We start from the raw sequence: 24268 nt of genomic DNA on the forward strand, positions 1-24268 counted from the left end.
AGGTTTTTGTGAACATTCATACCCATATACCCGGGGGTTTAAGCTTGGGCTTTTATTATTCTTGAACTGTATAAAAAAAGACACTTGGCCAGTTGCTTCTGGTTAAGTGTCTTCTTTAATACTTTGGTCAGTTACATGAAAATGCATCTCAAAAGCCTTACTACAAGACTTTTGCTACATGTTCGAATATTAGACTTGGTATGTCTGTTTCGGATGTCAGACAAATTGTTCGAAAGCCTGGAATAGCATTCACTTCGCAGATTGTTGGTCCTTCCAGACTTTCCAGTAAGTCAATGCCTGCGAAGTCAAGCTCTAAAGCTTTTGCTGCCGCAAGAGACAGATCTTTCATTTCTTCAGTAATGGCAACAGCACGTGCCGCACCGCCTTGGTGAAAATTCGACTTGAAGTCTCCCTCTGAAACCCGTCGCACCGCCGCAACCACTTGACCACCAATAACATGTACTCGAATATCAGTGCCCGCACTTTCTGATACAAACCTTTGATAGAGGACGCTTTGTCCCTTTAATTGCTTTAAAGCCTTATCATAACTTTCAGGCCCTTCCACCAAGTAAACATCTTCTCCCTTTGATCCCAAGAGCCCCTTGACAACGAAGGTACTTCCCAAAATTGAAAGGATGTCACTATAGGTTCGCGGGGTCGAAGTCCACAAGGTATCTGGAGACCGTAAGCCTTTTTTGCAAAGGACCTGATGGGTTTGCCACTTGTCCTGAGAGATGGCCATGGCAGTCGGCTTGTTGAACACCGGCACACCTGACGACTCTAGATGTCTTGCCAAATCAAGTCCATAGCTTCTCATAACAGCAAAATCTGGCTTAGCCAGTTCTTTTCCATTTAAGAGGAAAACAGCTTGTTCTCCAGACGTCAGCAAGTCGAAATCCTCTTCAAATAACACTTCAACATTCATGTCATACTTAGAAGCTGATTCTACCATCCAATCAAAAGCATTATTTCCAAACTTTGATGACAGTGTTTCTTTAGAATAAATGACCCATCCCTTTTTCATATAATACCCCTACGTGCTAATTCTGTTTTCACCTGTCCAATGTAAATCTGTGTCCCAACAATGTAGATTTCCCCCTGTTCGGGTAGATCATTTAAGGCTTGATCTATAGCCTCTTGCAAGTTAGGAATATGGTAGACATTCTGACCCCTTTGCCGCATGTTTCGGACCAAATGAGCCTGTATGCCACTAAAGGGAAGATGACACTTGGCCGGCTCACTTAAAAACGTTACAGCCGACTTTTGACTAAGGATTTCAACGACTTCCTCATAAGCCTTATTGTCAGGAATACCTATTATAGACCGAATGTGTTTTTTGGTGTTCATTGCCTTTGCAATTTCCTTAGCACAAACAGGATGGATGCAACCATCTAAATATATAGTTGGATCACTTGATACCTTTTCAATACACCCTGCAAAGCGAAAGGACTTTATAGCCTGAAGGGCCCTGTTATGTGAAAACTTGTCCTTTAAAATATACTTAGCCGCCGTATATGCTAGATTTGCATTTTCCTTGTTGTAGGCTTGACCAACAGACTTATCAATTTCAGGATGCATTTGACTGGCGATGACAAGATCTACGCCATTTTTTCTCGCCTGATTTTCTAATACATTCAGAACTTCAGGCTTTTGCACCGCAGAAAAAACGTACTCTTGCCCCTTTGAAATAATCCCTGCCTTGTGCCAGGCCACCTCTTCGATGTTTCGTCCCAGATTGGGCAAGTGTTCATCAAATACTATATTAATAAGAGCGTAGTCAGACTCAGCCACAGCCACGTCATCAAAGCGTGCCCCACGGCCACATTCAAGGATATTGTAGCTTGTCGCCTCATTTTTAAAATGTACAAGGGCCATACATAAACCATTTCCCATTGGGCTTATATACTCACCAAGCTCTAAGGATTCATCTAGGGCCATGCTAATAGGCTGCACTTGCAGAGCCGCTTCTATTAGGGCATGGTCAGAAATCATTTTGCCATTGACACGAATTCGTTCATTATAAACATGCAGATGAGGGCTTGTAAAAAGTCCTGTTTTTTCTCCATGCGCCCTTAAAATTAACTCAAGCAATCGGCTGACACTGCCCTTGCCCTTACTGCCTGTGACCAGAATGTTCGTCATCCCTTGATCAGGCTTGTCCAGGGCCTTAAGCATTTCAGATGTTAGGTCCGGTCGACGTGTGTTGCGATCATCTTCCGGATGGGATCCATCAAGAATCTTTGATGGGCTTGTCTCAACTTTTGTGCGCTTAAAGTAAGATCCATAAACAAAATCCATGACATCTTTAACGGAAGTCATCACTTAGAACCTCCTGACGGATTTGTCCGACAAGATAAAAAGAACCAAACGCCAGTATGAGTTCAGAAGAGTCTGTTAACTCAAGAGCCACTTTTAAAGCCTTTGAAGGATTTTTTTCCACCACTGTATCGACACCTAAACTTTTTAACTTATGATCCAGGGCCTCAGCCGATAGTTTCCGATCATTATGGGGTTCTGTCACGATGACTTTTCCTAGGTAGGCCTTCATAATACCAAGAACTTCATCAACATCCTTGTCTCCAAGCATCCCCAAGATAACAGTTGGCATTTTGCCCTTAGGGAGAATATCGTCAAGAGATTTTGCCAGCGCCCTAGCTCCGTGTGGATTATGCGCTCCATCCAGTATGATTTTAGGGCTTGTATCTAAAACTTCAAGTCGGCATGGCCATTTGGTTGCTTCGAGACCTTTCATAATGGCCTCTTCTGGGATGTGCTTGTCATACTCCCGATTTATTAGCTCCACAGCCGTCATGGCCACCACCGCATTCTGAGCCTGGTGCTTGCCAATCATGGAAATTCTGTAGGGATGGACACCCAATGTAAAAACAGTCCCTTCAAGAGACATTTCCACCACTTCAACCAAGTCCACTGGGGCGACAATCATACTTGCAGACCTTTGCTCTGCAAGTTTTTTTAAAACCTCTGAGGCTTCACGTTCTTGAGGGTGAATAACAAGGGGAACATTGTCCTTAATAATGCCGCCCTTTTCAAATGCAACTTTTTCCAGTGTGTCCCCTAGAATATTGACATGGTCAAGAGCAATTGGTGTTATCACTGAAACAAGGGGCTTGTCAACCACATTGGTTGCATCCAGCCTCCCCCCCAGTCCAACTTCAAGTACAACAAAGTCAACCATATGTCTTTTAAAGTGAAGGAAGGCCATGGCTGTGAATATTTCAAACTCTGTATTGGGATCAAATCCCTCTTCTACAAGCGCATCCACGGCTTTTTTTACCTCTGATGTCACTGCTGTAAAATCTTTTTGGTCAACGAGGCCATTGTTAATCTGTATGCGTTCTTCCAGGGCATAAAGGCTGGGTGAGGTATAAAACCCCACCCGGTAGCCTGCATGCATAAGAATGCTTTTGATATAACTGGCCGTTGACCCTTTGCCATTGGTGCCTGCAATGTGTATAACATTTAGGTCATCCTGCGGATTCCCAAGTTTTGCTAACAGTCTTTTAATCGCATCAAGCCCAGGCTTAATGCCAAACTTTTCTGTGCTCTCAATAAACTTTATCGCTTCAGCATAGGTCACGGTCAATCACCTACTTGATCTTTGCTTGCATTGACTCAATTCTGTCAAGAACCGTCTTAAGCATGTCTTCATATTTGTCTTTTTTATCGCGTTCCTCTTGAACAAGGTGGTCTGGAGCTTTTGCAAGGAAACCCTGATTGTTTAGCTTTTTATTGACACGGTCCACTTCTTTTTCAAGTTTTGCCTTTTCCTTATTCAGTCTGTCAAGTTCTTTGTCAAAGTCAATAAGTTCTTCAAGTGGCAAGAATATTTCCCCACCGTCTACCACAACTGAAACCGCATCTTCAGGAACTGCAGATTTATCTGAAACCGCTTCGACTTCTGATGCTGATGCCAAGGACTGTAGGTATGCCGCATTTTCAATCAGCAGATCACTAACCTTCTTTTCTGCAACAATGATCAGCTTGGCTTTGCGAGATGGCGCAACATCCATTTCAGCACGAACGTTTCTAATATTCTTAATGGCATTCATGATGCGTTCCATCTGCTCTTCCGCTTCAGCATTAGCACGCGCTTGGTCAAACTCAGGCCAATCCATAGCAATCACACGGCCTTCAGCCCCTGGAATGTGATCCCAAATTTCTTCAGTGATGAATGGCATAAATGGGTGTAGCATTTTAAGGGTCTGCTTGAGTACAGTAACAAGAACCTTCTGCACTGTTGCTTTGGCTTCAGCGTCTTCACCATAAAGTCTCTTCTTAGCCAATTCGATGTACCAGTCACAGTATTCATTCCATACAAAATCATAAATCTTGGTTGCTGCCAGTCCCAGTTCATATTTTTCCATGTTTACAGTGATGTCTTTTGCCACTGTGTTCATGCGTGAAAGAATCCACTTATCAGACAGTTCCAGTTCTTCTGAACCATCAAGATCCATGGCCTCATCTTCCAGTCCCATAAGAACAAATCGAGAGGCATTCCAGAGCTTGTTGGCAAAATTACGGCTTGCTTCAACACGCTCAGTTTGGTAACGCATGTCATTGCCTGGTGAGTTGCCTGTCATAAGCATAAAACGAAGGGCATCTGCGCCATACTGGTCAATCACTTCAAGAGGATCAACACCATTGTTGAGGGATTTAGACATTTTTCTGCCATCTTCCGCACGAACAATACCATGAATGAACACATCATCAAATGGCACTTCACCCATTTGCTCAATGCCACTGAACATCATCCTAACAACCCAGAAGAAGATAATGTCATAACCTGTTACAAGAACGTTTGTCGGATAGAAGTAATCAAGTTCAGGCGTTTTTTCTGGCCATCCAAGTGTTGAAAAAGGCCATAGAGCAGAACTAAACCATGTGTCCAGAACATCCTCATCTTGCTTAAGGTTGGCTGATCCACAAGAACAGCTTGTTGGCTCTTCTCTATCAACGATCATCTGACCACAGTCTTCACAGTACCAAGCAGGAATTCTGTGACCCCACCATAGTTGTCGTGAAATGCACCAGTCTCTGATGTTTTCTAGCCAGTGGTTGTAAATTTTAACAAAACGCTCTGGAACAAATTTCGTATCACCATCTCGAACCGCTTTCAGTGCTGGTTCAGCCATTTTTTCCATAGCCACGAACCACTGGTCTGAAAGTCTCGGCTCAATAACTGTGCTACAACGGTAGCATGTGCCTACTGCATGGTCATGGTCTTTAATATTGATAAGGTGACCCATTTCTTTCAGGTCTTCAACAAGGGCTTTACGACATTCATAACGGTCCATGCCCTCATATTTTCCAGCCAGTTTATTCATAGTGGCATTTTCATTCATAACCGTGATCTGTTCCAGGTCATGACGTTGTCCGATTTCAAAGTCATTCGGGTCATGGGCAGGTGTTACTTTTAGGGCACCTGTGCCTTTTTCCATATCAACGTATGAATCACCTACGATTGGAATTTCACGGTTTACGATTGGAAGAATCGCCGTTTTACCAACGAGGTGCTTGTATCTTTCGTCATCTGGGTGAACAGCAATCGCTGTATCACCAAGCATTGTTTCAGGACGTGTCGTCGCAATTTCAAGGAATTCATCAGAATCCTTAACATTGTATTTTATGTGCCAGAAATGACCCACTTTGTCCTCATGCTCAACTTCGGCATCCGATAGAGTTGTCATACAATCTGGGCACCAGTTGATGAGGCGGTAACCCTTGTAAATAAGGCCTTTTTCATAGAGGCGAATGAACACTTCTGTTACAGCCTTATTGCAACCTTCATCCATAGTGAACCTTTCACGGTCCCAGTCACATGAGTTGCCGAGCTTTTGCATTTGCTTTGTAATACGTCTGCCGTATTCATCTCTCCATGCCCAAGCACGTTTAAGGAATTCTTCTCGACCCAAGTCTTCTTTGGAAAGACCTTCATCCGCACGGATTTTATCAACAACTTTTACTTCAGTTGCAATGGATGCATGGTCTGTACCTGGCAGCCATAGTGCCTCATATCCCTGCATACGTTTCCATCTGATAAGAACATCTTGTAGTGTATGGTCAAGGGCATGACCCATATGCAGCTGTCCTGTAATATTTGGTGGCGGAAGAACAATTGTATATGGTTCTTTTTCTGGATTTACATTCGCTTTGAAGTGTCCCTCTTTCATCCAGTCCGCGTAAATGCGATCTTCAAAATCATGCGGGTTATAATTTTTGCCCATTTCTTTTGTAGACATTTTTTGCCTCCTATATCGTCTTCGGGGTATTATTTAAAGTCTCTCAATTGCTTGGCTACTTTAATTCTTGACATCATTATTTCATCGCAGTACCTTCCACCACGTATGATACTCATTCGTTTCACACCTTCTTTGACAAAGCCTAGACTTTCATAAAGCGAACGGGCCTTCTTATTGTCTTCGATAACGCCCAGTTCAATACGGACAAGCATGAGCCAGTTGTCTGCAATATCGATAAGCGCTTCCATAAGTTTTCGCCCAACACCCTTGCTCTGAAAATCTCTATGAACTGAAATGCCAATGGATCCAGTGTGATTCATTCTGGGATGTGTGCTCTGCATGAGGCTGGCCATACCGACGACTTTTCCATCTACCTCTGCTACAAGCATATGATTGTTTCTATCTAGGTTTTGCAAGAACTGAACGTTCCGTGACACCGGCTCAGAAATAAGACCAAGTGTGTTTTCACGGACACCGTCCATGCGCCTGATTTCGTTGATGGCGCTTGCATCGTCTACATTCGGCGGACGAATTATGACTTCCATATGTACCCTCCTCACCTCTAAATTTAATGACATAAGTGTTTATGAAATTTTCTCTTTCAATGTCATTTTTCGATTTCATTATTATTGGGCTATGAAACTTATTAAGCTATGAAATTTTTCTCAGATCAAGGCGTGCAACTTTGGATTGCGAGGGAGCCTACCTTCTTAGTACGTGACTTCGCAAGACAATGTGTACAACGATGACATGGGGAAAATTTCGACGCTTTTATTCTATTTGGCTATGAAATTTTTCCCAGATCAAGGCGTACAACTTTGGATTGCGAGGGAGCCTACCTTAGTACGTGACTTCGCAAGACAATGTGTACAACGATGATATGGGGAAAATTACGACGCCAAATGATGCCAAATAAAAAAACTCCCTCCCTTTGCTTAATTTCAAAAAGAATAAGCAACAAGGACGAAGTTAACATCGCGGTACCACCTTGATTCCAGTTTTCAGACTGGCTCTCAATCAATTTATAACGGAATTACCCGACTCTAACTACTTACACTGGCTTTCGAAAGAGTGTCTCAGAAGCTACATTCAATGTACCCATACACAGGAAACCTTTCAGCCGGTGAATTTCCCTCTCTCTGGTGCGGTCTGCATTTACTCCTCTTCTTCATAGACTTTCATATGAACGTCTTAATTATATAGCCGTGAATGATGCGTGTCAAGATTATCTGAGAACATGCATGGAGTAGCGTCTCTCCAGATAAGTGACCAGTTCATGAACCATGTCTCTATACTTGTGATTAAGTATACTCCACTCATGCTGGTAATTGGCATAAATCATTCGTTTAATGCTTAACGACGGCAAGTATGGGTTGCCCTCCACATCATAATTGTCCTTGTAAAGGCATAGGCGGGTCACTTTGCCATCTCCCTTTGAAAGGGTGTCTGGATTGATTCCAAACTCAACCACATCCGCCTGAACAATGGCAAACCAAGAAAAATCATCTATAGATCCTTCCACAAACCCTTGATTTTTTGTCGTGTTAAGTATTTCAATCTTATATTTATACGTCATGGGAGCCACCACCCTAATCATCTGACACACTCACACAATTTCTGTCTTATCCTATGTATTCCCGATCTTTTTCATTCCTAACTTATAATATTGATTTATTTGCATAAACAAATGAAAGACCACCCTTTGGGTGGTCTTAGGCTGTCGACAAAGTCGACAGATTAGATTAGCAGCTTGTATAAAACTTCGAAAGACAAGGCGCGGATAAACGCCTCAAAGTCTATAAAGCATCAACTTTCACTAACAATCGAAATCCATATGTGCAACTAATACGTGCTTAAAGTAATGTCACCAACACCTGTGTCAATTTCAATAAAAAGTTTGATGTCACTTTTCTCGAAATCCTCAGACCTGTAAATGTCATCGCTCACTTTTACAAGGCCATTGCTTAGAAAGTTGTTTTCGCTGACAAGGCCTTCAATGCTGATTTCGACACCTGCGTCTTCTGGCACATTCAATGAAACTTCCGTTGCACCACAATCAATGTCTGTATAAACCAGGGGTGCGTCTTCGCTATATGTTATGTCGATATCTCCTGCACCACAGTCAATATCAAGGTTGCGTACATCTAGGTCCTTCAGATCAATCTTAGCATCTATGGCACCTGTGTTTATATCAATATCCCACTCAACATCTTCTGGCAACTCAATATCGTAATCCATAGGTTGATTGTCGCCCCAATTGAAGAAGAGTTTCTCAATCTGTTCAAATTCAATATTGGCTGTTCTCTTTGTGGTTCTACTATAGACCTTTGTTATTTTCTCTGGTATTTCATACTCTACATCATTATCCGATGAACCGCTGATGTAAAGGCCACCAAATCCCAGATCAAATTTCAGATTGCCCTTTTCTATGTCATCGCTTAGCGCAATTTCACCCTTAGCGGATTCGTAGGACTCCCAGGACTGATCGCGCGACACAACTTCTTCACCACTTATCCGTTCTGTCATGCCATTAATGGACATGTTTCCAAACTGGCCATACCATATAAGTATGCCTAAAAATAAAACCCAAGTGATAAATGTAATAATGCTCTTATTGTTGAATATCAAGTTCACTCCGGCAACCACAAGAAGCAGTGGCCAAAGATCTATAATTGCATCAATTATGGAAAAGGATAATATGTTGAATTTGAATAAGAGCCATATAACGCCCACTGTCACTAGGGTCAAACCAAACCCCAAGCGATCATCTTTTGATTTAGAAGCCATTAAGCCTCATCCTTTCTTCGCGTCAAAATGTAAATACCACCGATGATGAGTAGCGCCGGCCAGAAGTACTCGCCGATGTCCCAAGGGATATATCTTTTAACCACTAAGAATACGCCAAGACCAATTAACCCCGCCCCTAGAACGGCTTGGGTGTTGTGCTTATTGACTGGGTAGTATTCATAAGACGGCTTGTAGTCGTCATCATTGTAGCCATCTTTTTCATAGTCATCATTCTCTGAACGCCTTGGCTCTTCCGGTATGATAATCCACATAATAATGTATGCAAGTAAGCCGCCACCACCAAAGAATACGGCTAAAACAGCGAAAAGTCTTACAATAACAGAATCAACGCCAAAATGCTCTGCGATACCACCACATACACCACCAATAACTTGATCTTTTCTTGATCTATATAATCGTTTTTGCATGTTATCCTCCTATTTCTATCGATCCGTCTCATGAGCATTGCCACTTGGCTCATCAGATTCAGTGTTTTCTACATGAGTGTCTTGTTCTTCTTTTGCTTCTACGACAACATCTTCAGCCTTTTCATCCCGTCTCGGTCCCTTACTTGGATCGGATGCTCTCTTTTCCTTATAATCTTCATACCCATATGGTGCCTCTGGAATAATAATCCAAGCAATAATGTAGGCTAAAAATCCAGTGCCACCAAATACGATTAAGAGTACCAGCCCTAATCGAACAAGGCTTGAGTCTATATTAAAGTATTCCCCAAGGCCTCCACAAACACCTGCTAACATTCTATCTTGTCTTGATCTGTATAAACGATTCATAAATTTGTCCTCCTGTTCTTATCTTTGATCAAATCATAACATACGCTCCCTGATAACAAGCTGAGCGTTTAATTAGAAAATGATTAGAATACCTTACCCGATTTTTTAAAAACTTTAGGGAAATGTTTTGTCATTCTCAGAAAAATTTAATACTCTAACGTTATAATGAATACAAGAAAGACGAAAGAAAGAGGTGTTATTATGAAAAAAACTGGCATATTCCCCGGCTTTATGCTTATAACAGCCGGTGTTATCTTACTCGCCAGCAATATAGGGCTTATACGGTTCAATTGGAACTTTATATGGCCATTATTTTTACTCATTCCAGGTTTGATGTTTGAATTATCCTATTTTGGAAGTCGCCGCAACCCCGGTGTTCTCGTTCCAGGTGGTATTTTAACCGTTTATAGCGTATTCTTCTACTTCAATATTATAACAGGTTGGAACTTCATGGATAATCTTTGGCCTGTATTTTTACTCGGACCTAGTTTTGGTTTGTTCCAACTCTATTTGTTCGGAGGAAGAGAAAAAGGTGTCCTGATTGCTTCAACGATACTTGGATTTTTATCAGCTGTATTCCTATCATTCTCTCTTTTTGGTTTTGCAGCAGATTTCATTGGTCCTGCAGCCCTTATTCTCTTTGGACTCTTTATTCTCACAAAGGATAAAAAAACTCGCAAGCGCCATGACCGCTACGACCAAACATCCCGTCAAGAGACTGGTCATGAGGATGACTTAGAAGACGATCTTGAAGAGTATTTTGATACAGATGAGGATGATCCAAAATAAGATTTTAAACACGAAAAAGTCCCTGATGCCTATATAGGCTAGATCAGGGACTTTATTTTTTTGATTATGCCCGCTCAGGCACTTCATAGGCATGTCGCACATGGGGAACCAAATAAGGAATGAGGGCTTTTGAAACATAGCCAACAAATATTCCAGCTCCAACCGATGTCAATAAAAGAACCGGTAAGTAAGACAATATCCTGATATTTTGTAACATGGCCGCCGCCACAAGGACCTGACCCATGCTGTGGAAAAAAGCGCCTGTAACACTTATTCCAATCATACTGACATAGTCTTTTGCCAGGGCAATTAATAGGGTCATCATAAGCAGACTCAGCATGCCCCCAGAAAAACTATATAAAAAACCAGAAACGCCACCACCAAATATTGAGCCGATCATAATACGGGCCACCAGTATGCCAAAGGCTTCTTTATATCCCATGAGCACGACCGCCAACATTGTAATAATGTTTGCCAGCCCAATTTTAGCCCCAGGGGTTAAAACCGGCAGCGGAATCATACTTTCGGCAATGTGTAGAACCAGAGCTATTGATACAAATAAGGCTCTAACTGCCAGTCGTTTTGTTTGATTCATGATTATTTCACCTTTTCATCTCCAAAGATGCCTGCCTCCAGCTCTCTTGCTGTCGGTGCATCAGCTAGACCTCCCATGGAAGTCTCTTTTAATGTCGGGCTCATAATGCGACCAACAGACCGCATGGCATCCACGACTTCATCAAATGGGACGATTGTCGTGATACCTGCAAGAGCCATATCAGCAGAGATAACTGCATTGGCAGTGCCAATTGCATTTCTCTTCTCACAAGGACATTCTACCAAACCTGCGATAGGATCACAAACAAGGCCCAATATGTTTTTAATTGTAAAAGCTGCTGCTGAAAGGGCTGATTTTGGTGTCCCACCAAGCATTTCAACAAGTCCAGCTGCTGCCATTGCAGCCGCTGTGCCCGTCTCGGCCTGACATCCGCCTTCTGCACCTGAAACTGTCGCATTTCTTGCGATGAGATACCCCACGGCCGAAGCTGTAAAGAGTCCATTCACAATGGTTTCGTCTGTTAATCCCCTATCAAGACCAATTTTTACAACCGCTCCTGGTAGTATACCACATGAACCAGCTGTTGGTGCCGCTACTATTTTTCCCATGGAAGCATTAACTTCTGATACAGCCATCGCCGCAGCGATGGCGTCTGTCATGGCTTTACCGGCCAAGGACGCATGCTCGCCTGCGTATGTTGAAAGCTTGTGGGCCCCACCTCCAATGAGACCACCCACAGACTTTATGTTTGGATCCATGCCTGCCTCAATGGCAGACTTCATAACCTCATAGGCCTCTGTCATTGACCCTATAACAAGAGATCTTTCAATCTCCTTGCTTTCACACTCTCTAAGAATCATGACTTCATATATGCTTTTCCCCTCTTTTTCACAGACATCCAGGAGTTGAGCGCCATTTGTAAATTTATACTTCATACTGTGTCTCCTTAAATTTGATCAATCAAAGTTATGGCTTCAATACCAACCACTCTGGTATTGATAACTTCAAGAACACGTTCGTCAAGCATTTCATCAAGCTCTATAACCATTGAGGCTTGTCCACGCTTTTCTTTACGAGAGCAGTTAAGAGAAACGATATTTATACCCAGGGTAGCAAGAATACGAGTAACTCCACTTATGACCCCTTCACGATCTCGATGACGGGTTAACATTACAGGTTTTTCTCCTGTCATATCTACAGCAAACCCATTCACGTCCCATATTTGGATGCTTCCACCCCCAACAGAAGACCCTGACATGCTTATCTCTTCGTCTTCCTCTGTAATGATTTCAATACGAACAGAATTGGGATGCACATCCCCCAGGTCAGCGGGAACAAACTCAAATGCAACGCCCTGACTCCGGGCTATAGACATGGCCTCCTTCAGACGTTCATCTCTTTCAGAATATCCCAGCACCCCTGCAAGAAGGGCGCGGTCAGTACCATGTCCTTTATATGTTTTGGCAAATGAGCCGTGAAGATAAAACTTCACAGACTTCACATTGTTGCCCGCCACTCTATTGGCTGCCAATCCCAGTCTGGCAGCACCCGCTGTATGCGAGCTTGAGGGTCCAATCATAACTGGACCGATCACGTCAAAAGCACTGTATTCAGCCATGAATCCTCCATTAACTCTTGGCCGATCATCCACAGTAATATCATACAAGCTAGTGAACACTTGCAAGTTCATCACGGTTAATGATTCAGCCCTGTTTTCCATAAAATAAAACTCAGGACACCCACTATGGCTATCCTGAGTTCATTAAATTATATGTTTTACTTTTTGTCAATCAACCCGTCAATAGAGATTAAACTTCAAAGAAAAGAAGATAAATCTTTCATTATGAAATCGTTGTCTCGTTCATTAACGTTGAAAGCGCCGACTGGACATTGTCAGATACAGACTTCTGATTTTGCGAAAGTTCATCTAGCCTGTCCACTTCACTTGTAATCTTTTCGTTTTCCTGTGATATTGACTTGAGAAGGTCTGATATCTCTTTTGCAAATCTTGCTGTATCATCTGAAAGCTTTTGCACTTCACTGGCAACAACGGCGAAACCGCGACCATGCTCACCTGCTCTCGCCGCTTCAATATTGGCATTTAGACCAAGAATTTTAATTTGATTTGTGATTTTATTGACTGCACTGATCATTTGATCACTCTTCTCAATAAATACATTTGATGCCTCTGTGGACTCGTTTAATTGACCACTGACATTGCCAAGAACTTCTACAGTCTTAGCAATTCTATCCAGTTCCATTTCAAATTTTGAAGTCGTTTGAGCAACGGCTTCCATTTGGGTATTCAGCTTATCAGAAAGTAGGACCTGCTGGTCTACGACGGTCATCATCACCTGTGCCACATCCGACTCTATGATCTTGTGAGTCTTGCCATACGCATCATGCAGTGACTCGATCACCACAGGAACCCCTGTTGCTTCAATAACTGCATCAACGTTTCTTCTGCCGATCTCTGAAATATCATTGGCATGGGCAATGCCTACTTTTTTAGCCAGTTCAATGCCCGGTGCATCCATATTGCGGTCAATAACCAGATCAATCTCAATGCCCTCAAGATCTTTCATGGCCTTGATTAGATTGGTCCCACCTAATCCCGCTCCAACTATTGCTAATTTCATTTGACACGCTCCCCGAATTTACTTATTATACTGAGCAACTTGCAAACTCTCCCTTTGACGCTTCAATCCTTACGCATTCCAAAGAACCCTTTTTAATGCGTTGAGCATTATAAGTTTTCATATGATGAAGGGCAAGAACATAATTTTATATGTATGCAAGTGTGTAATACCCATAAATTATAGCATTTCCATGTAAATTAACAAAGCCATCAAATTGAACAAAAGTGTTCACTACTTGAAAAGCCAGACCTATGAGCATGAACACTCAAACGTCTGGCTTTTACATTAAAATTATAAGTTCTTATTCTTTTCCAGCAGCAATTCTAACATTCTTCTGATGCTTGGAATCTACTTTTCTGTTGGCATGGAGCTTTGAATCTTTAAAATGCAGGCATAAATGACCATCAAAATCATTGCCCTTTACAGAGTCAAAGTTATAGCCATAACCATAGCCACCACTTCTAGTATTGATGTATTGACCTTCAGGCATATTGTCCATACCTGCATGAGGCATACCATTTAGTGATGCGGCAATGACATGTCCATTGAAGTGTACAAGTACAGGACGTCTCACCCAGCTGTAATCCCCACCCCAAAGCGCCTTAATAATATGGGCATCTTCGGCTGTAAGCGGTTCAACATCAGAATGAACACCACCATAGGCTGCCAGCATTTTAAACGTCGTGCCTGTGTTGAAATCTTCAATAACAAAAACTGTCTTGCCTTTATCAATCATATCTTTAACAGTCGTCCAAGATAAATACTCACCAAAACGACGGTCTGTTGACTGTCTTGATACGATTTGAACCTGGTTCACATAGCCCGGTTGGATCATTTTTGCAATGGTCTCCATTCCTGCAACACCATCAGCTTTTAAATTATATTTTACTTGGAAGGCCATTACGGCATTCTCTGTGTTTTCATCATATACATCTGTGAAGGCACTTGTTTCAAGCAAGCCTTCTTTAACAAGAACTTGCTGTAATAAAGCAACTTCTTGGTGTCTCTCACCCGGAATAAGCATGTCTTTTGTTATGGTTCCAAGTGATATTGATTCTTCAGGCTCCCCTTCCGGGTGTGTTTCTGCCAGAAATATGTATCCCATGTCTTGTAGCTTGGTCAGGGTGTTTGTCCCCGCAACACCATCAGCAGCTAGACCTGAGTCTGCTTGAAAAGATGCCACAGCCATGGTGGTTTGGTTTCCATAATAGTTTGTCGCCTGGTCAATTTCCAAGTAACCAAGAGACATTAATGCCGTTTGAAGAAGCTTGACGGCCTCGTTCTCCATTTTGGGCTTTAGGACAAGTGTTTCCATTTCACCCATAAGACCGTCCTTGAACATGGCTTCAATGGTATTTGTACCAGCAATGCCATCAGGGGTGAGTCCCTTTGATTTTTGAAATGCAATTACAGCGCTTTTTATGTCCGTGTCATAAATATTTGTGATTTCGTCTGCTGTTAAGTAACCACCGCGTCGCAGGGCATTTTGAATATGTAGCACATCTTGATGTTCTGTACCTTCTTCATATTTTTTTAAATCAAAATACGTGTCGGTTTTGTCCAGAGCAAAGGAAAACTGTGAACTGGTCAGAAGCACAATACCTGCACAAATTGCTGCAATTTTTCTTTTCATTATAGCCTCCCAATAGCATGGCTTGTCTATATTGCCATAACACGTTACCTATAATCATCTTAGCACTCATGGTTGACATAATCAAGAAAACCATTATTACAATTCAATAACGAATGTGTTTCCTTCTGTTTTTGAGGGATTTTTACATCTCCTCCCATCCAATTAGGTCACGAACAACTTTCGAAGCACAAATCATGCCAGATACCGATGGAACAAAAGACATAGAACCAGGTGTTTTCTTTCTTGGATTCGTTGGATGTTCATCAAGTTCAAGGGGTTTAACAGCCGGTTCGTCTGAGAAACAAACATTCAACTTTTTAACACCTCGCACTCGAAGTTCCTTACGCATAACCTTAGCAAGAGGACATGTGTGAGTCTTTGCTATGTCCACAATTTTGAAGCGCGTTGGATCCATTTTGTTGCCGGTTCCCATGCTTGCAATAACAGGCACCTTGTTCTCCCAGCATCTTTGAATCAGATCAAGCTTGGCTGATACCATGTCAATGGCATCAATGACATAATCCCAGGTTGGGTCAAATATTTCTGATGCGGTGTCTGCATTGTACTTTTTATTGTGTACAGTCACCTTGATGCCCGGTTGAATACGCATAACCCGTTCTTTCATCAGGTCCACCTTGGTCATGCCCACTGTATCAGGAAAGGCATGAATCTGTCTGTTCACATTTGTTATGTCCACCGTATCAAAGTCGACAAGTACCAAATGTCCAACACCAACTCTAGCAAGAGCTTCCACTGAGAAAGATCCCACTCCACCAACTCCAAATACAGCCACTGTTGCATTTCTTAGTTTTTCAAGACCCTCTTGGCCAATCACCATTTCCGATCTTGTAAATTGATTTTTTTCCATTATTCGATAAACCTCCAACTTGCACAAAATCATTCACACTTTTACTGGTGGCTTTCCATAGGTTCATTTAATCAAGCGTGCGCAAAATATCTGATTCATGTCACCACCAACCCCTATATAAACCCATTGCTTTATATATAACAATATATCAATATATATCGCGGTCAGTTAAAATCATATTTTGCAAGACACTCCAGTGATGCACTTGTGATCAAATAAATTTCCTGTTGTTATAACATCACTTGCCCCTATGCAAAACTTATCAGTCTGGTATAGTCTATCGAATTTGTGTCTAATTATCAAAGTTTATTTTTGTAAGTTTAACGAAGGTGTCGTAATATGCGGCCTGATCTCCAAAAGAGCATACTTTGTCTCCTACGAGAACATTCACAGCACCGTCTTTTAACCAAGTGCCCTCCATTATTTTCACCACGCCCTGTGGCATAGCACCATCAGGCTTTACGGTAGCAATGAGTTGGCCATACTCTGATGATACTTTTATTTTTTCATCTAAGTCAAAGCCGTTTTCCTTGGCGGCTTCTACAGGCACAAATATCTCAACAGCCCCCGTATGATCCCTAAAGTGCTGTGAATTTGTTGAACGTATATCATGGGGAGTGATCAACCTAAAAGGATAGTCTTTTTGACCTTGAAGTCCCCTATCTAAGGCAATGACCTTGTTAAGCCCCATATCTTCAGCGACTTGGGATGCAAATTCAAATTTTCCACTCGGTGTTAAGAAATTTTTGTCAGACCAAGGCACCTCTTGACTTGGAATTGCATATGGTGCTTTTTTGAGGGCCTCATACTCCAGATTAAATTCTTTTATTAAAGGGGCTAAAGCATTTTTAAAAAATGTCTCTCTCGGAATATCAGGATAAGTTTTTAAATCCATTTTACGGGCCAAAATTCTAAAGAGGTCATATTCTCCAATCATTTCATCGGGAGCATCAACGCATTTCTCTGCATAACAAAGATAAGGAGAATACATTGAGGAGTATATGAAGTCGGCCTCCTCAAAAATGCTTGTTGCTGGTAAAACCAGATCGGCTTCCTTTGCAGTATCAGTCATAAACATGTCAACCACCACAACAAACTCTATCTTTCTAAGCCCTCGAAGAACTTCATTTGTGTTTGGCGCTTGAACCACAGGATTGGCCTTGGCAATCCAAGCAAATTTAATTTCCGGGTCGCTTACTGTGTTTATGAATTTTCCCAGTTCTGCTGGCTTATAGTGTCTTGTATTTTCTCCATACACTTCCGAGGCATCCACATCACCTGCCACATACTTACTAATGCTTTTATTGGAATAGGTCACACCGCCCCCAGACAGGCCAATATTTCCAGTTATAGCTCCTAGGGCATTAATGGCTCTGACATTTTGACCGCCATTGACATAGCGCTGCATACCATAGCCCAGAACAATGGCTCCAGGTCTGGCCTGTGCATAGTCCACTGCCAACTTTTCAATATCAGATAAAGGCAAGCCTGTTAGCTTCTTAGCTTCTTTCAAATCAAAGTTCATAACTTCCTGCTTATAAGCCTGATAGCCCAGGGTATGGTTATTGATAAAGTTTACATCTTCCAGACCCTTACTTAAAATAATTTTGGCCATGGCAAAAGCTAAGGCTCCATCACCACCTGGCTTTATAGGCAAGTGCCAAGAAGACATCTTTGCTGTTTGTGTCTTAAATGGATCAATGCAAACAACCTGGCCTCCTTTTGCCTTTACCGCTCGTATGGCCTGTAGGAAATGAATGTTTGTGACCGCTGGATTTCGCCCCCATACAATCATGTAATTTGTGTTTTCAAGATCTTTAGCGCTATGCCCCTTGGATGTCCCAAAATCTATTGTCTGTGCCACGTTGCCAGCCTTCCAGCATAAACTTCCCGGTGTCCCCGGCGTGCTCACACCCCCTAAATGGTTAAAAAACATGGTGTCAACAGACTTGGAAATCCCGCTGTAACCGCAATCATAATTATGAAGTATAGCCTGTGACCCCTGCTGATCCAGGGTATCTTTTAGTTTTTCAACGATAAGGTCAATGGCATCTTGCCAAGATATTTCTCGGAAATGCCCATTTGTTTTAAGAAGGGGTTTTTTTAACCTGTCCTCACTGTACATTCTATCCACATGTGCCCTTCCCTTGTGGCAGATAAAACCTTTTGTTATAGGGTGGTCTGGATCACCAACCGCTTTAACAAGTCTTCCATCTTCCACTGTTGCCAGAATTCCACATGCATCAAAGCAGTCCAGAGGGCAGGCTGATTTCACAATTTTAGACATTCTCTACATCCTTTTCTATAGATCGCTCAAAGGCTTTCATTATTGCCTTTACAAGTTGATTGTCTCCAGAATTGAGCTTAAGCGACCCTATCATTCTTATGGGCAATACATGTATGGATGTTCCCGTTAGAAAGGCGGCGTCAAATGAACTCAGATCATCTTCTTTTATCTGAGCACATGTGTATGGAATGTTTTCATCCTCTAGGACACGCTTTAATTTCTCCCGGGTTATGCCATGAAGGATGTCGTCCTCTGGGGCTGAGTAAACCCGCTCTCCTTTGACCAAAAACAAGTTGGACCTTGATCCTTCTGTGAGACAGCCCTTTCGATCAACGAGGAGCACTTCAAAAACGCCCGTTTCCTTTCTCAAGGCCTGGACGGTTTCGCTTAGGGTGTCGTGATATATTTTAGCTGTAGGTGTCGCTCGTTCTGACTTTAGAAGTTCGGTGACAACCCCGTCCCTGTATACCTGCGGGTCAGGATAGTGGCTTTCAATAGGAAACATGCACCATGAGCAAGCCGGATGACCAATATTCCAAACAATCATTTTTATATTCTGGTTGATGATTTCTTCTGCTTGTACCAGCCTGTGAAAATGATCTTCCAAAGTATTTAGCCAGGATGGAAGGGGCTTGTTTTTTAGCATGAGTTCCATAGAGTTCTTCAATCTGTCAAGATGTGCCTTTAAAAAAACAGGGACACCGTCTTTAACTCTTATTACTTCATAAACCACGGGGTTTTCAACAGATACACCCCGCATTTCATCAGGAATGGCTTCTAAGGTGCCATTAAACACCCAGTATGTATTAAAAGCTTCTATTTTCATAGGTCCTCCTTTGAGTCCTTACTTTATATGTCTTTCACATAGCTAATAATTCGATATTTGCCGTCACTTTCCTTTATTAATTTGAACCCCTGTCATATTACTGCTCAGGACCGCCTTAATACTGGGTATAATCAAACTATGTGGACTTTTGCTACAAAAATAAGATGCAGACCTTGGGTCTGCATCTTATTATATGTTGTTCTATATACTTATAGATTCATCTTTTCCAACATGCACCACCAGACAAACAGTGGCATAAAGTTATGAATCCGTTCGAATGGCTTCTAGAGCCGATAGTTTCATGGCTCTTCTTGCAGGATAGTAGCCTGATATAACCCCTACAAGGATTGAAAATACCAAGCTAAGACCGATCAGCCATAGCGGAATAACAGAGATGTTTGAGGCATCTCCGTAGCCTCCGTTCATAAAGTTAAATCCAACACTGTTCATAGCCTTTGATACACCCAGGCTCAGTACAATGCCAATTATACCACCGAGAAGTCCAATAAGTCCGGCTTCAAAGAGAAAGAGGCGTTTAATGTCCTTGAGTTCGGCACCAAGAACTTTCATAACACCGATTTCCCTTGTCCGTTCATAGATTGACATAATCATGGTATTGGTAATACCAAGGGCTGCAACAAATAGAGAAACGGCTCCGATACCACCGAGGACAGCCTGAATCCCCGCCGATGTTTGCTTCATGTTTTCAAGGATGTCAGATAGGGACCAAGCTTCTAGGCCTAGTGCCTTGATGGTTTCTTGAACTTCTTGAACATTATCAATATCATCGACTTTAACTTTTACATTTTCATATTTGTTTTCATCATCATCGCGACGGCGTTTGTCTTTATTATCACTGCTCTTATTTCTACGAGCAACTTCTTCTTGAATTTTTGTGAGCTGATCAATATCCATATAAGCGTTCCAGTTGTATTCTCCATTGCTTTCTGCAAGGATGCCGACAACATTGAGCTTACGGCCTCTTGGTCGCCCATTTCCGTTATATTCTTCGTTCAATATCATTTTAAGGTTGGCTTCCATTAAGTCGATTTCTACGGGTTCCCAACGTCTTGATCTTGACTTAGGATCATAGAACTGCTGACTGACCTCATTGCCAAAGACGATTTCATTCTTCCCGAATTTCTGTGGAAGACGTCCTTGTTCCACCATGAAATCAAACTTATCCATCTGGTCCACGTCCACACCATTAATGGAAAGGCCCGCTTCATATCGACCTGCCAGTATATCAACGTACACATTCATGAAAGGCATGACGCCGATGACATTGTCAATTTGCCGAATCTGCTCTACAGCCTTGTCATCAAGGGCAATTTTCTTTTGTGGACCTGAATCCTCTTCGTCATCTCCATACCTATCCCACTTAGGATAGACATCAATAACAGAAATACTCCCCATGTCCTCAAGATTTTTCATGAATGTTTCCTGCATGCCTATCCCTAGGGAGAGCATGACAATAATTGAAGCTGTACCTATTATGACACCAAGAACGGTCAAGAATGTTCTCGCTTTTCTTCTCCAAAGATTTCTAAGACCCATCGCGATCAAGTCACGACTATTCATCATCATCCTCCAGAGCTTGTAGAAGTTCTAACTTTTTCTTTTTACGTCTTCGTAAGTACCAAACAAGTGCGCCAACTGCAAGGATACCACCTGCGACATAGTACCACATCTTGTTTGATCCTTCTTCTTCTTCCATGCCCATGCCATCAGGGAAATCTCCGTCTTCCGGGAAGTCTCCGCCCATATTTTCGTCATATTCAGGGGCGCCTGCTGCAAAGAATGAAAACTCTTTTTCCACCTTGGATGGATTGCCTAGGGCATCTTCAAATGTGAAGACCACTTTCCCTGCAATTTCCCCCTCTTGTTCTGGAATAATGGAAGCCATGAAGTAATCACTGTTGCCTGATTCAAAGTTTCCAACAAAGTAGCTTCCATCTTGGGTTTGGAAGTCGCCTTCAAGCTTGACAAACATATTGTACATAGCCGAACGACCCATGTTGTAAAATTCCACCTCAATATCTGCCGGGTTGCCAACAAAGGCTTCAAATGGTGTCATAATGTCACCAGATTCCAGTCTAACAGGTTGAGACACCGGAATACCTAGGGATTCTTCTTCTTTGAAGGGCTGTTCCTGTGCATCGTAGGCGTTGCCTTCACCATCTTCATATTCCATTGTTAAGTTCAGATTGTATGTCTTCACTTGTGCATCTCGCTTTGTTTCAAGGCGAAGGACAAAATCTGCGTATTCTCTACGTCCAATGCGTTCGATAAAGAAGGAACTTGAACTATCTACAGGACTGAAAACACCGTCATCCGATGCTACAGAGACTTTTATGTTTTTAACAATATCATCAGAGCTTGTGTTGAAGAATCTTAGGTTTAGATCAAAGACTTCACCAGCCATAACTGTGTCGCCTTCAAACGTGTAGTCATCTACTAGAATTTTAGGCCTTCCCAGTCCACTGCTACCGTCAACACCAACACCGACGTATTCTTTAATGGACTCTTCTTCATCATCACCTTCTGCCTTGTAGCTAACATTGATGTACATATCATAGTGGTTTGTCTCCACATCTTCTTTGGCCATCATTTTAAAGGTATGCTCAATCTCTGCGCCACTTTCAAAGTCCTTGATATATTTCTTAGGTGATTTTTTAGGCACAAAGCCCGCAGGGTATTCCATTTCCAGCTCAACATACTTTGCGTCGATTTCTGATAGATTGGTCAGTTTAAAGCTAACATCAAATGTTTCACCCGCTGTCACATTCTCTGGGTAAACCATATCTGTAACTTCCATTTCAATGGCTTCGCTGTCCTTGCCTTCAACCGGCACATATACATTGGCCGTTTTACTGTAATCCGTACCCGCTTCATCGTTATATGTCAGTTTCAGTTCCAGGGGATATTGACCAGACCCCGCTGATTCCGCTGGCTTGATTGTAAAGTAAACGAGTTCTTCCTCGCCACCATCAATCTTATTGATGGCCTTTGTATCCACATCATTATCAATATGTATGCCGTCTGCAGTGAAACCTGTCAGTTGCGCCCGAACGTCTCTTGCCTCAAGTGTGCCCGAGTTTTTAATGCGAATGGCAACAGCCTGTTTACCGTCTTCACCTGCCACAAGTTTTGACTGGCTGAACTTGTACTCAGAGATGCCAAGTATAGGTTCGATTTCCGCATTTGATATTTTTACATAAAGCACCACGTCTTTAGTGTATTTGTCTTCACTTGTGTTCTTATATTCAAACTTTAGGTTTAAGCCATATACTTTTGATTTGGCCAGGGGCGAAATTGTTATGTCTTTTGTCACCGTCGTGCCATTTTTGGTTAGCTTGTCTAAGTAAAGGTAGGGCTTTGAATCTTCAAAAATAAAGGGCAGGTCTTCTGCACTGTCTGTGAATGTGATTTTAATATCTGTCGCTGTTCTTTCAAGCACATCCAGATTCACACGAAGCTTGCCTTCTTGGCCCGCAGTGAACTCCTGTACTGATGCATCCATGTCAAGTACCAGGTCTGGGTCTTTTTCTGCGATTGACTTAGGATCATCGTCGTCATCATCTGATTCTAGCTTATCCGCTTCTGACAGATAAATTGTTTCCGACCCCAGGGCAGTGTCCGAAGAATCTGCAAAACTAACACTAATTGAGTTGTTGTCTCCAGTTCGTTTCATTTGAATTTCGAAGGTTTTTCCGCCTGATTTATTTAGAACCTTTGAACTGCCGTTACTTGGTACAAAATTGGAACCACCAACAGTCATGTAAATGTCAGAATCATTTATCTCAGCAGGATCTCTATTATCTGTTATCTTAACTTCTAAAATAAACTCATCATCCATATCAATGTCTAAATCCGCATCATTTCCATCTTCATCCAGTGCATCTACTGAATCGACAACTATATCATTCGCCGCAAAACTCACCATTCCCACAGGCATCATCACCTGAAGAATCAGCAGCACCGTCATAAACCATGCCACCCTATACTTTGACTTCATGTTCAGCATGAACGTACCCCCTAATATCTTCTGTCTTTTCTTCTATTTTTTCTATATCGCCATCCAGGATATAGACAACTTTGTCTGCAAATTTTGCAACTTCCTTATCATGGGTCACTATAATAAGGGTTTGATTCTTCTTTCGCACCATGCCCAGCATGATCTGCATAACTTCAGCTGAAGTCTTGGAGTCTAGGTTCCCTGTTGGCTCATCAGCAAAAATAATGGCTGGTGATCCCATAAAAGCTCTGGCTATACCAACACGTTGTTGCTGTCCACCTGACATTTGTGTCGGTTTATGCAATATGTATTTTTTTAGCCCCACGGCCTTAAGCATATGCATGGCCTCTTTTTCACGCTTGGTTTTAGGCACATTTCGAAACATGAGCGGCAAGCTCACATTTTCCACTGCCGTTAAGGACGGCAGTAAATTGTATGACTGAAAAATGAATCCCACATGGCTCTGTCTCAGCTTGGCAAGATGCTTTTCATTCATCGTTGTGATTTCATGGCCTTTAACTTTGATCTTTCCTTTTGTCGGCTTCTCAAGACCCGCCATCATATTGAGCAGGGTCGATTTGCCCGAGCCTGAAGGTCCGAGAATACAGCACACTTCTCCTTGAAATATGTCAAGGGTTACTTTATTGAGGGCAACCACTTTTTCAGTACCGATTCTATAGACCTTTCGAAGGTCTCTAATCTTTAAGGCGATGTCTTTTTCTATGATTTCCGCCTCCTTTCAACTGAACAACACACGAAAATGGAAGGCGTTCTTTGAACACCTTCCATTTTATCCTAGCACAGTCTGCGC

Annotated in this window: 21 protein-coding genes and 1 other annotated feature; of the genes, 1 reads left to right on the top strand and 20 read right to left on the bottom strand. The window is 42.2% G+C overall.

Annotation, left to right across the window (positions count from 1 at the left end):
* Positions 1-160 precede the first annotated feature (160 nt).
* From ACQ4KW_RS17015 to ACQ4KW_RS17055, 9 genes are all read right to left on the bottom strand, one after another.
* Positions 161-1024, bottom strand: a complete 864-nt coding sequence (locus tag ACQ4KW_RS17015) for an ATP-grasp domain-containing protein (RefSeq protein WP_430883635.1) — start codon at positions 1022-1024, stop codon at positions 161-163.
* On the bottom strand, positions 1021-2319 hold the full coding sequence (locus tag ACQ4KW_RS17020) for a hypothetical protein (RefSeq protein ID WP_430883636.1): 1299 nt from the start codon (positions 2317-2319) through the stop codon (positions 1021-1023). Before ACQ4KW_RS17020 ends, ACQ4KW_RS17015 begins: the two co-directional genes overlap by 4 nt.
* Positions 2306-3598: a bifunctional folylpolyglutamate synthase/dihydrofolate synthase gene (locus ACQ4KW_RS17025; RefSeq protein ID WP_430883637.1), complete on the bottom strand. Its 1293-nt coding sequence runs from the start codon at positions 3596-3598 to the stop codon at positions 2306-2308. The genes ACQ4KW_RS17020 and ACQ4KW_RS17025 overlap by 14 nt, the downstream gene beginning before the upstream one ends.
* Positions 3599-3608: 10 nt before the next feature.
* Positions 3609-6260 carry a valine--tRNA ligase gene (locus tag ACQ4KW_RS17030; RefSeq protein ID WP_430883638.1) on the bottom strand — a complete coding sequence of 884 codons (2652 nt, stop codon included), beginning with the start codon at positions 6258-6260 and terminating at the stop codon, positions 3609-3611.
* Between the two features lie 29 nt (positions 6261-6289).
* A complete protein-coding gene (locus ACQ4KW_RS17035; RefSeq protein ID WP_430883639.1) occupies positions 6290-6805 on the bottom strand; it encodes a GNAT family N-acetyltransferase in 516 nt (171 codons plus the stop codon).
* Between the two features lie 411 nt (positions 6806-7216).
* Positions 7217-7441 (bottom strand) — a binding site (T-box leader).
* A gap of 44 nt (positions 7442-7485) precedes the next feature.
* On the bottom strand, positions 7486-7836 hold the full coding sequence (locus tag ACQ4KW_RS17040; RefSeq protein WP_430883640.1) for a hypothetical protein: 351 nt from the start codon (positions 7834-7836) through the stop codon (positions 7486-7488).
* A gap of 266 nt (positions 7837-8102) precedes the next feature.
* Positions 8103-9047 carry a LiaI-LiaF-like domain-containing protein gene (locus ACQ4KW_RS17045; RefSeq protein WP_430883641.1) on the bottom strand — a complete coding sequence of 315 codons (945 nt, stop codon included), beginning with the start codon at positions 9045-9047 and terminating at the stop codon, positions 8103-8105.
* Positions 9047-9475, bottom strand: a complete 429-nt coding sequence (locus ACQ4KW_RS17050; protein WP_430883642.1) for a PspC domain-containing protein — start codon at positions 9473-9475, stop codon at positions 9047-9049. Before ACQ4KW_RS17050 ends, ACQ4KW_RS17045 begins: the two co-directional genes overlap by 1 nt.
* A 15-nt stretch (positions 9476-9490) precedes the next feature.
* A complete protein-coding gene (locus ACQ4KW_RS17055; protein WP_430883643.1) occupies positions 9491-9841 on the bottom strand; it encodes a PspC domain-containing protein in 351 nt (116 codons plus the stop codon).
* A 201-nt stretch (positions 9842-10042) separates the two neighbouring features.
* Between ACQ4KW_RS17055 and ACQ4KW_RS17060 the strand changes: the two genes are divergently transcribed.
* Entirely contained in the window at positions 10043-10630 is a 588-nt protein-coding gene (locus ACQ4KW_RS17060) for a LiaF transmembrane domain-containing protein (RefSeq protein ID WP_430883644.1), read from the top strand.
* Positions 10631-10694: 64 nt separating this feature from the next.
* Here the strand turns inward: ACQ4KW_RS17060 and ACQ4KW_RS17065 are convergent, their stop codons facing one another.
* The 11 genes from ACQ4KW_RS17065 to ACQ4KW_RS17115 form a co-directional block, all read right to left on the bottom strand.
* A complete protein-coding gene (locus tag ACQ4KW_RS17065) occupies positions 10695-11225 on the bottom strand; it encodes a Gx transporter family protein (RefSeq protein WP_430883645.1) in 531 nt (176 codons plus the stop codon).
* 2 nt (positions 11226-11227) lie between these two features.
* Positions 11228-12121, bottom strand: a complete 894-nt coding sequence (gene sdaAA / locus ACQ4KW_RS17070; RefSeq protein WP_430883646.1) for an L-serine ammonia-lyase, iron-sulfur-dependent, subunit alpha — start codon at positions 12119-12121, stop codon at positions 11228-11230.
* An 11-nt stretch (positions 12122-12132) separates the two neighbouring features.
* A complete protein-coding gene (sdaAB, locus tag ACQ4KW_RS17075; protein ID WP_430883647.1) occupies positions 12133-12804 on the bottom strand; it encodes an L-serine ammonia-lyase, iron-sulfur-dependent subunit beta in 672 nt (223 codons plus the stop codon).
* 223 nt (positions 12805-13027) lie between these two features.
* On the bottom strand, positions 13028-13825 hold the full coding sequence (locus ACQ4KW_RS17080) for a methyl-accepting chemotaxis protein (protein WP_430883648.1): 798 nt from the start codon (positions 13823-13825) through the stop codon (positions 13028-13030).
* Between the two features lie 301 nt (positions 13826-14126).
* On the bottom strand, positions 14127-15458 hold the full coding sequence (locus ACQ4KW_RS17085) for a peptidoglycan-binding domain-containing protein (protein ID WP_430883649.1): 1332 nt from the start codon (positions 15456-15458) through the stop codon (positions 14127-14129).
* A 142-nt stretch (positions 15459-15600) separates the two neighbouring features.
* Complete coding sequence (locus tag ACQ4KW_RS17090) at positions 15601-16326, bottom strand: tRNA threonylcarbamoyladenosine dehydratase (protein WP_430883650.1); 726 nt, start codon at positions 16324-16326, stop codon at positions 15601-15603.
* 292 nt (positions 16327-16618) lie between these two features.
* Positions 16619-18613, bottom strand: a complete 1995-nt coding sequence (locus ACQ4KW_RS17095; protein ID WP_430883651.1) for a molybdopterin-containing oxidoreductase family protein — start codon at positions 18611-18613, stop codon at positions 16619-16621.
* The gene (locus ACQ4KW_RS17100; protein WP_430883652.1) at positions 18606-19439 is read right to left on the bottom strand and encodes an aminotransferase class IV; all 834 of its coding nucleotides are present in this window, start codon (positions 19437-19439) and stop codon (positions 18606-18608) included. Before ACQ4KW_RS17100 ends, ACQ4KW_RS17095 begins: the two co-directional genes overlap by 8 nt.
* A 261-nt stretch (positions 19440-19700) precedes the next feature.
* Positions 19701-21020: an ABC transporter permease gene (locus ACQ4KW_RS17105; RefSeq protein WP_430883653.1), complete on the bottom strand. Its 1320-nt coding sequence runs from the start codon at positions 21018-21020 to the stop codon at positions 19701-19703.
* Positions 21013-23466: a COG1361 S-layer family protein gene (locus tag ACQ4KW_RS17110; protein WP_430883654.1), complete on the bottom strand. Its 2454-nt coding sequence runs from the start codon at positions 23464-23466 to the stop codon at positions 21013-21015. Before ACQ4KW_RS17110 ends, ACQ4KW_RS17105 begins: the two co-directional genes overlap by 8 nt.
* Complete coding sequence (locus tag ACQ4KW_RS17115) at positions 23441-24130, bottom strand: ABC transporter ATP-binding protein (RefSeq protein WP_430886595.1); 690 nt, start codon at positions 24128-24130, stop codon at positions 23441-23443. The genes ACQ4KW_RS17110 and ACQ4KW_RS17115 overlap by 26 nt, the downstream gene beginning before the upstream one ends.
* Between the last annotated feature and the right edge of the window lie 138 nt (positions 24131-24268).

Origin of the sequence: Tianxiuia mixotrophica (assembly GCF_050596425.1) — a bacterium.
Lineage (GTDB): Bacteria > Bacillota > Clostridia > Peptostreptococcales > Acidaminobacteraceae.

Bases quoted from the DNA above. Each gene is read 5' to 3' on its own strand.
- ACQ4KW_RS17015 (WP_430883635.1), bottom strand. From the start codon at position 1,024: ATGAAAAAGGGATGGGTCATTTATTCTAAAGAAACACTGTCATCAAAG.
- ACQ4KW_RS17020 (WP_430883636.1), bottom strand. From the start codon at position 2,319: ATGACTTCCGTTAAAGATGTCATGGATTTTGTTTATGGATCTTACTTT.
- ACQ4KW_RS17030 (WP_430883638.1), bottom strand. From the start codon at position 6,260: ATGTCTACAAAAGAAATGGGCAAAAATTATAACCCGCATGATTTTGAA.
- ACQ4KW_RS17035 (WP_430883639.1), bottom strand. From the start codon at position 6,805: ATGGAAGTCATAATTCGTCCGCCGAATGTAGACGATGCAAGCGCCATC.
- ACQ4KW_RS17040 (WP_430883640.1), bottom strand. From the start codon at position 7,836: ATGACGTATAAATATAAGATTGAAATACTTAACACGACAAAAAATCAA.
- ACQ4KW_RS17045 (WP_430883641.1), bottom strand. From the start codon at position 9,047: ATGGCTTCTAAATCAAAAGATGATCGCTTGGGGTTTGGTTTGACCCTA.
- ACQ4KW_RS17050 (WP_430883642.1), bottom strand. From the start codon at position 9,475: ATGCAAAAACGATTATATAGATCAAGAAAAGATCAAGTTATTGGTGGT.
- ACQ4KW_RS17055 (WP_430883643.1), bottom strand. From the start codon at position 9,841: ATGAATCGTTTATACAGATCAAGACAAGATAGAATGTTAGCAGGTGTT.
- ACQ4KW_RS17060 (WP_430883644.1), top strand. From the start codon at position 10,043: ATGAAAAAAACTGGCATATTCCCCGGCTTTATGCTTATAACAGCCGGT.
- ACQ4KW_RS17065 (WP_430883645.1), bottom strand. From the start codon at position 11,225: ATGAATCAAACAAAACGACTGGCAGTTAGAGCCTTATTTGTATCAATA.
- sdaAA (WP_430883646.1), bottom strand. From the start codon at position 12,121: ATGAAGTATAAATTTACAAATGGCGCTCAACTCCTGGATGTCTGTGAA.
- sdaAB (WP_430883647.1), bottom strand. From the start codon at position 12,804: ATGGCTGAATACAGTGCTTTTGACGTGATCGGTCCAGTTATGATTGGA.
- ACQ4KW_RS17080 (WP_430883648.1), bottom strand. From the start codon at position 13,825: ATGAAATTAGCAATAGTTGGAGCGGGATTAGGTGGGACCAATCTAATC.
- ACQ4KW_RS17085 (WP_430883649.1), bottom strand. From the start codon at position 15,458: ATGAAAAGAAAAATTGCAGCAATTTGTGCAGGTATTGTGCTTCTGACC.
- ACQ4KW_RS17090 (WP_430883650.1), bottom strand. From the start codon at position 16,326: ATGGAAAAAAATCAATTTACAAGATCGGAAATGGTGATTGGCCAAGAG.
- ACQ4KW_RS17095 (WP_430883651.1), bottom strand. From the start codon at position 18,613: ATGTCTAAAATTGTGAAATCAGCCTGCCCTCTGGACTGCTTTGATGCA.
- ACQ4KW_RS17100 (WP_430883652.1), bottom strand. From the start codon at position 19,439: ATGAAAATAGAAGCTTTTAATACATACTGGGTGTTTAATGGCACCTTA.
- ACQ4KW_RS17105 (WP_430883653.1), bottom strand. From the start codon at position 21,020: ATGAATAGTCGTGACTTGATCGCGATGGGTCTTAGAAATCTTTGGAGA.
- ACQ4KW_RS17110 (WP_430883654.1), bottom strand. From the start codon at position 23,466: ATGCTGAACATGAAGTCAAAGTATAGGGTGGCATGGTTTATGACGGTG.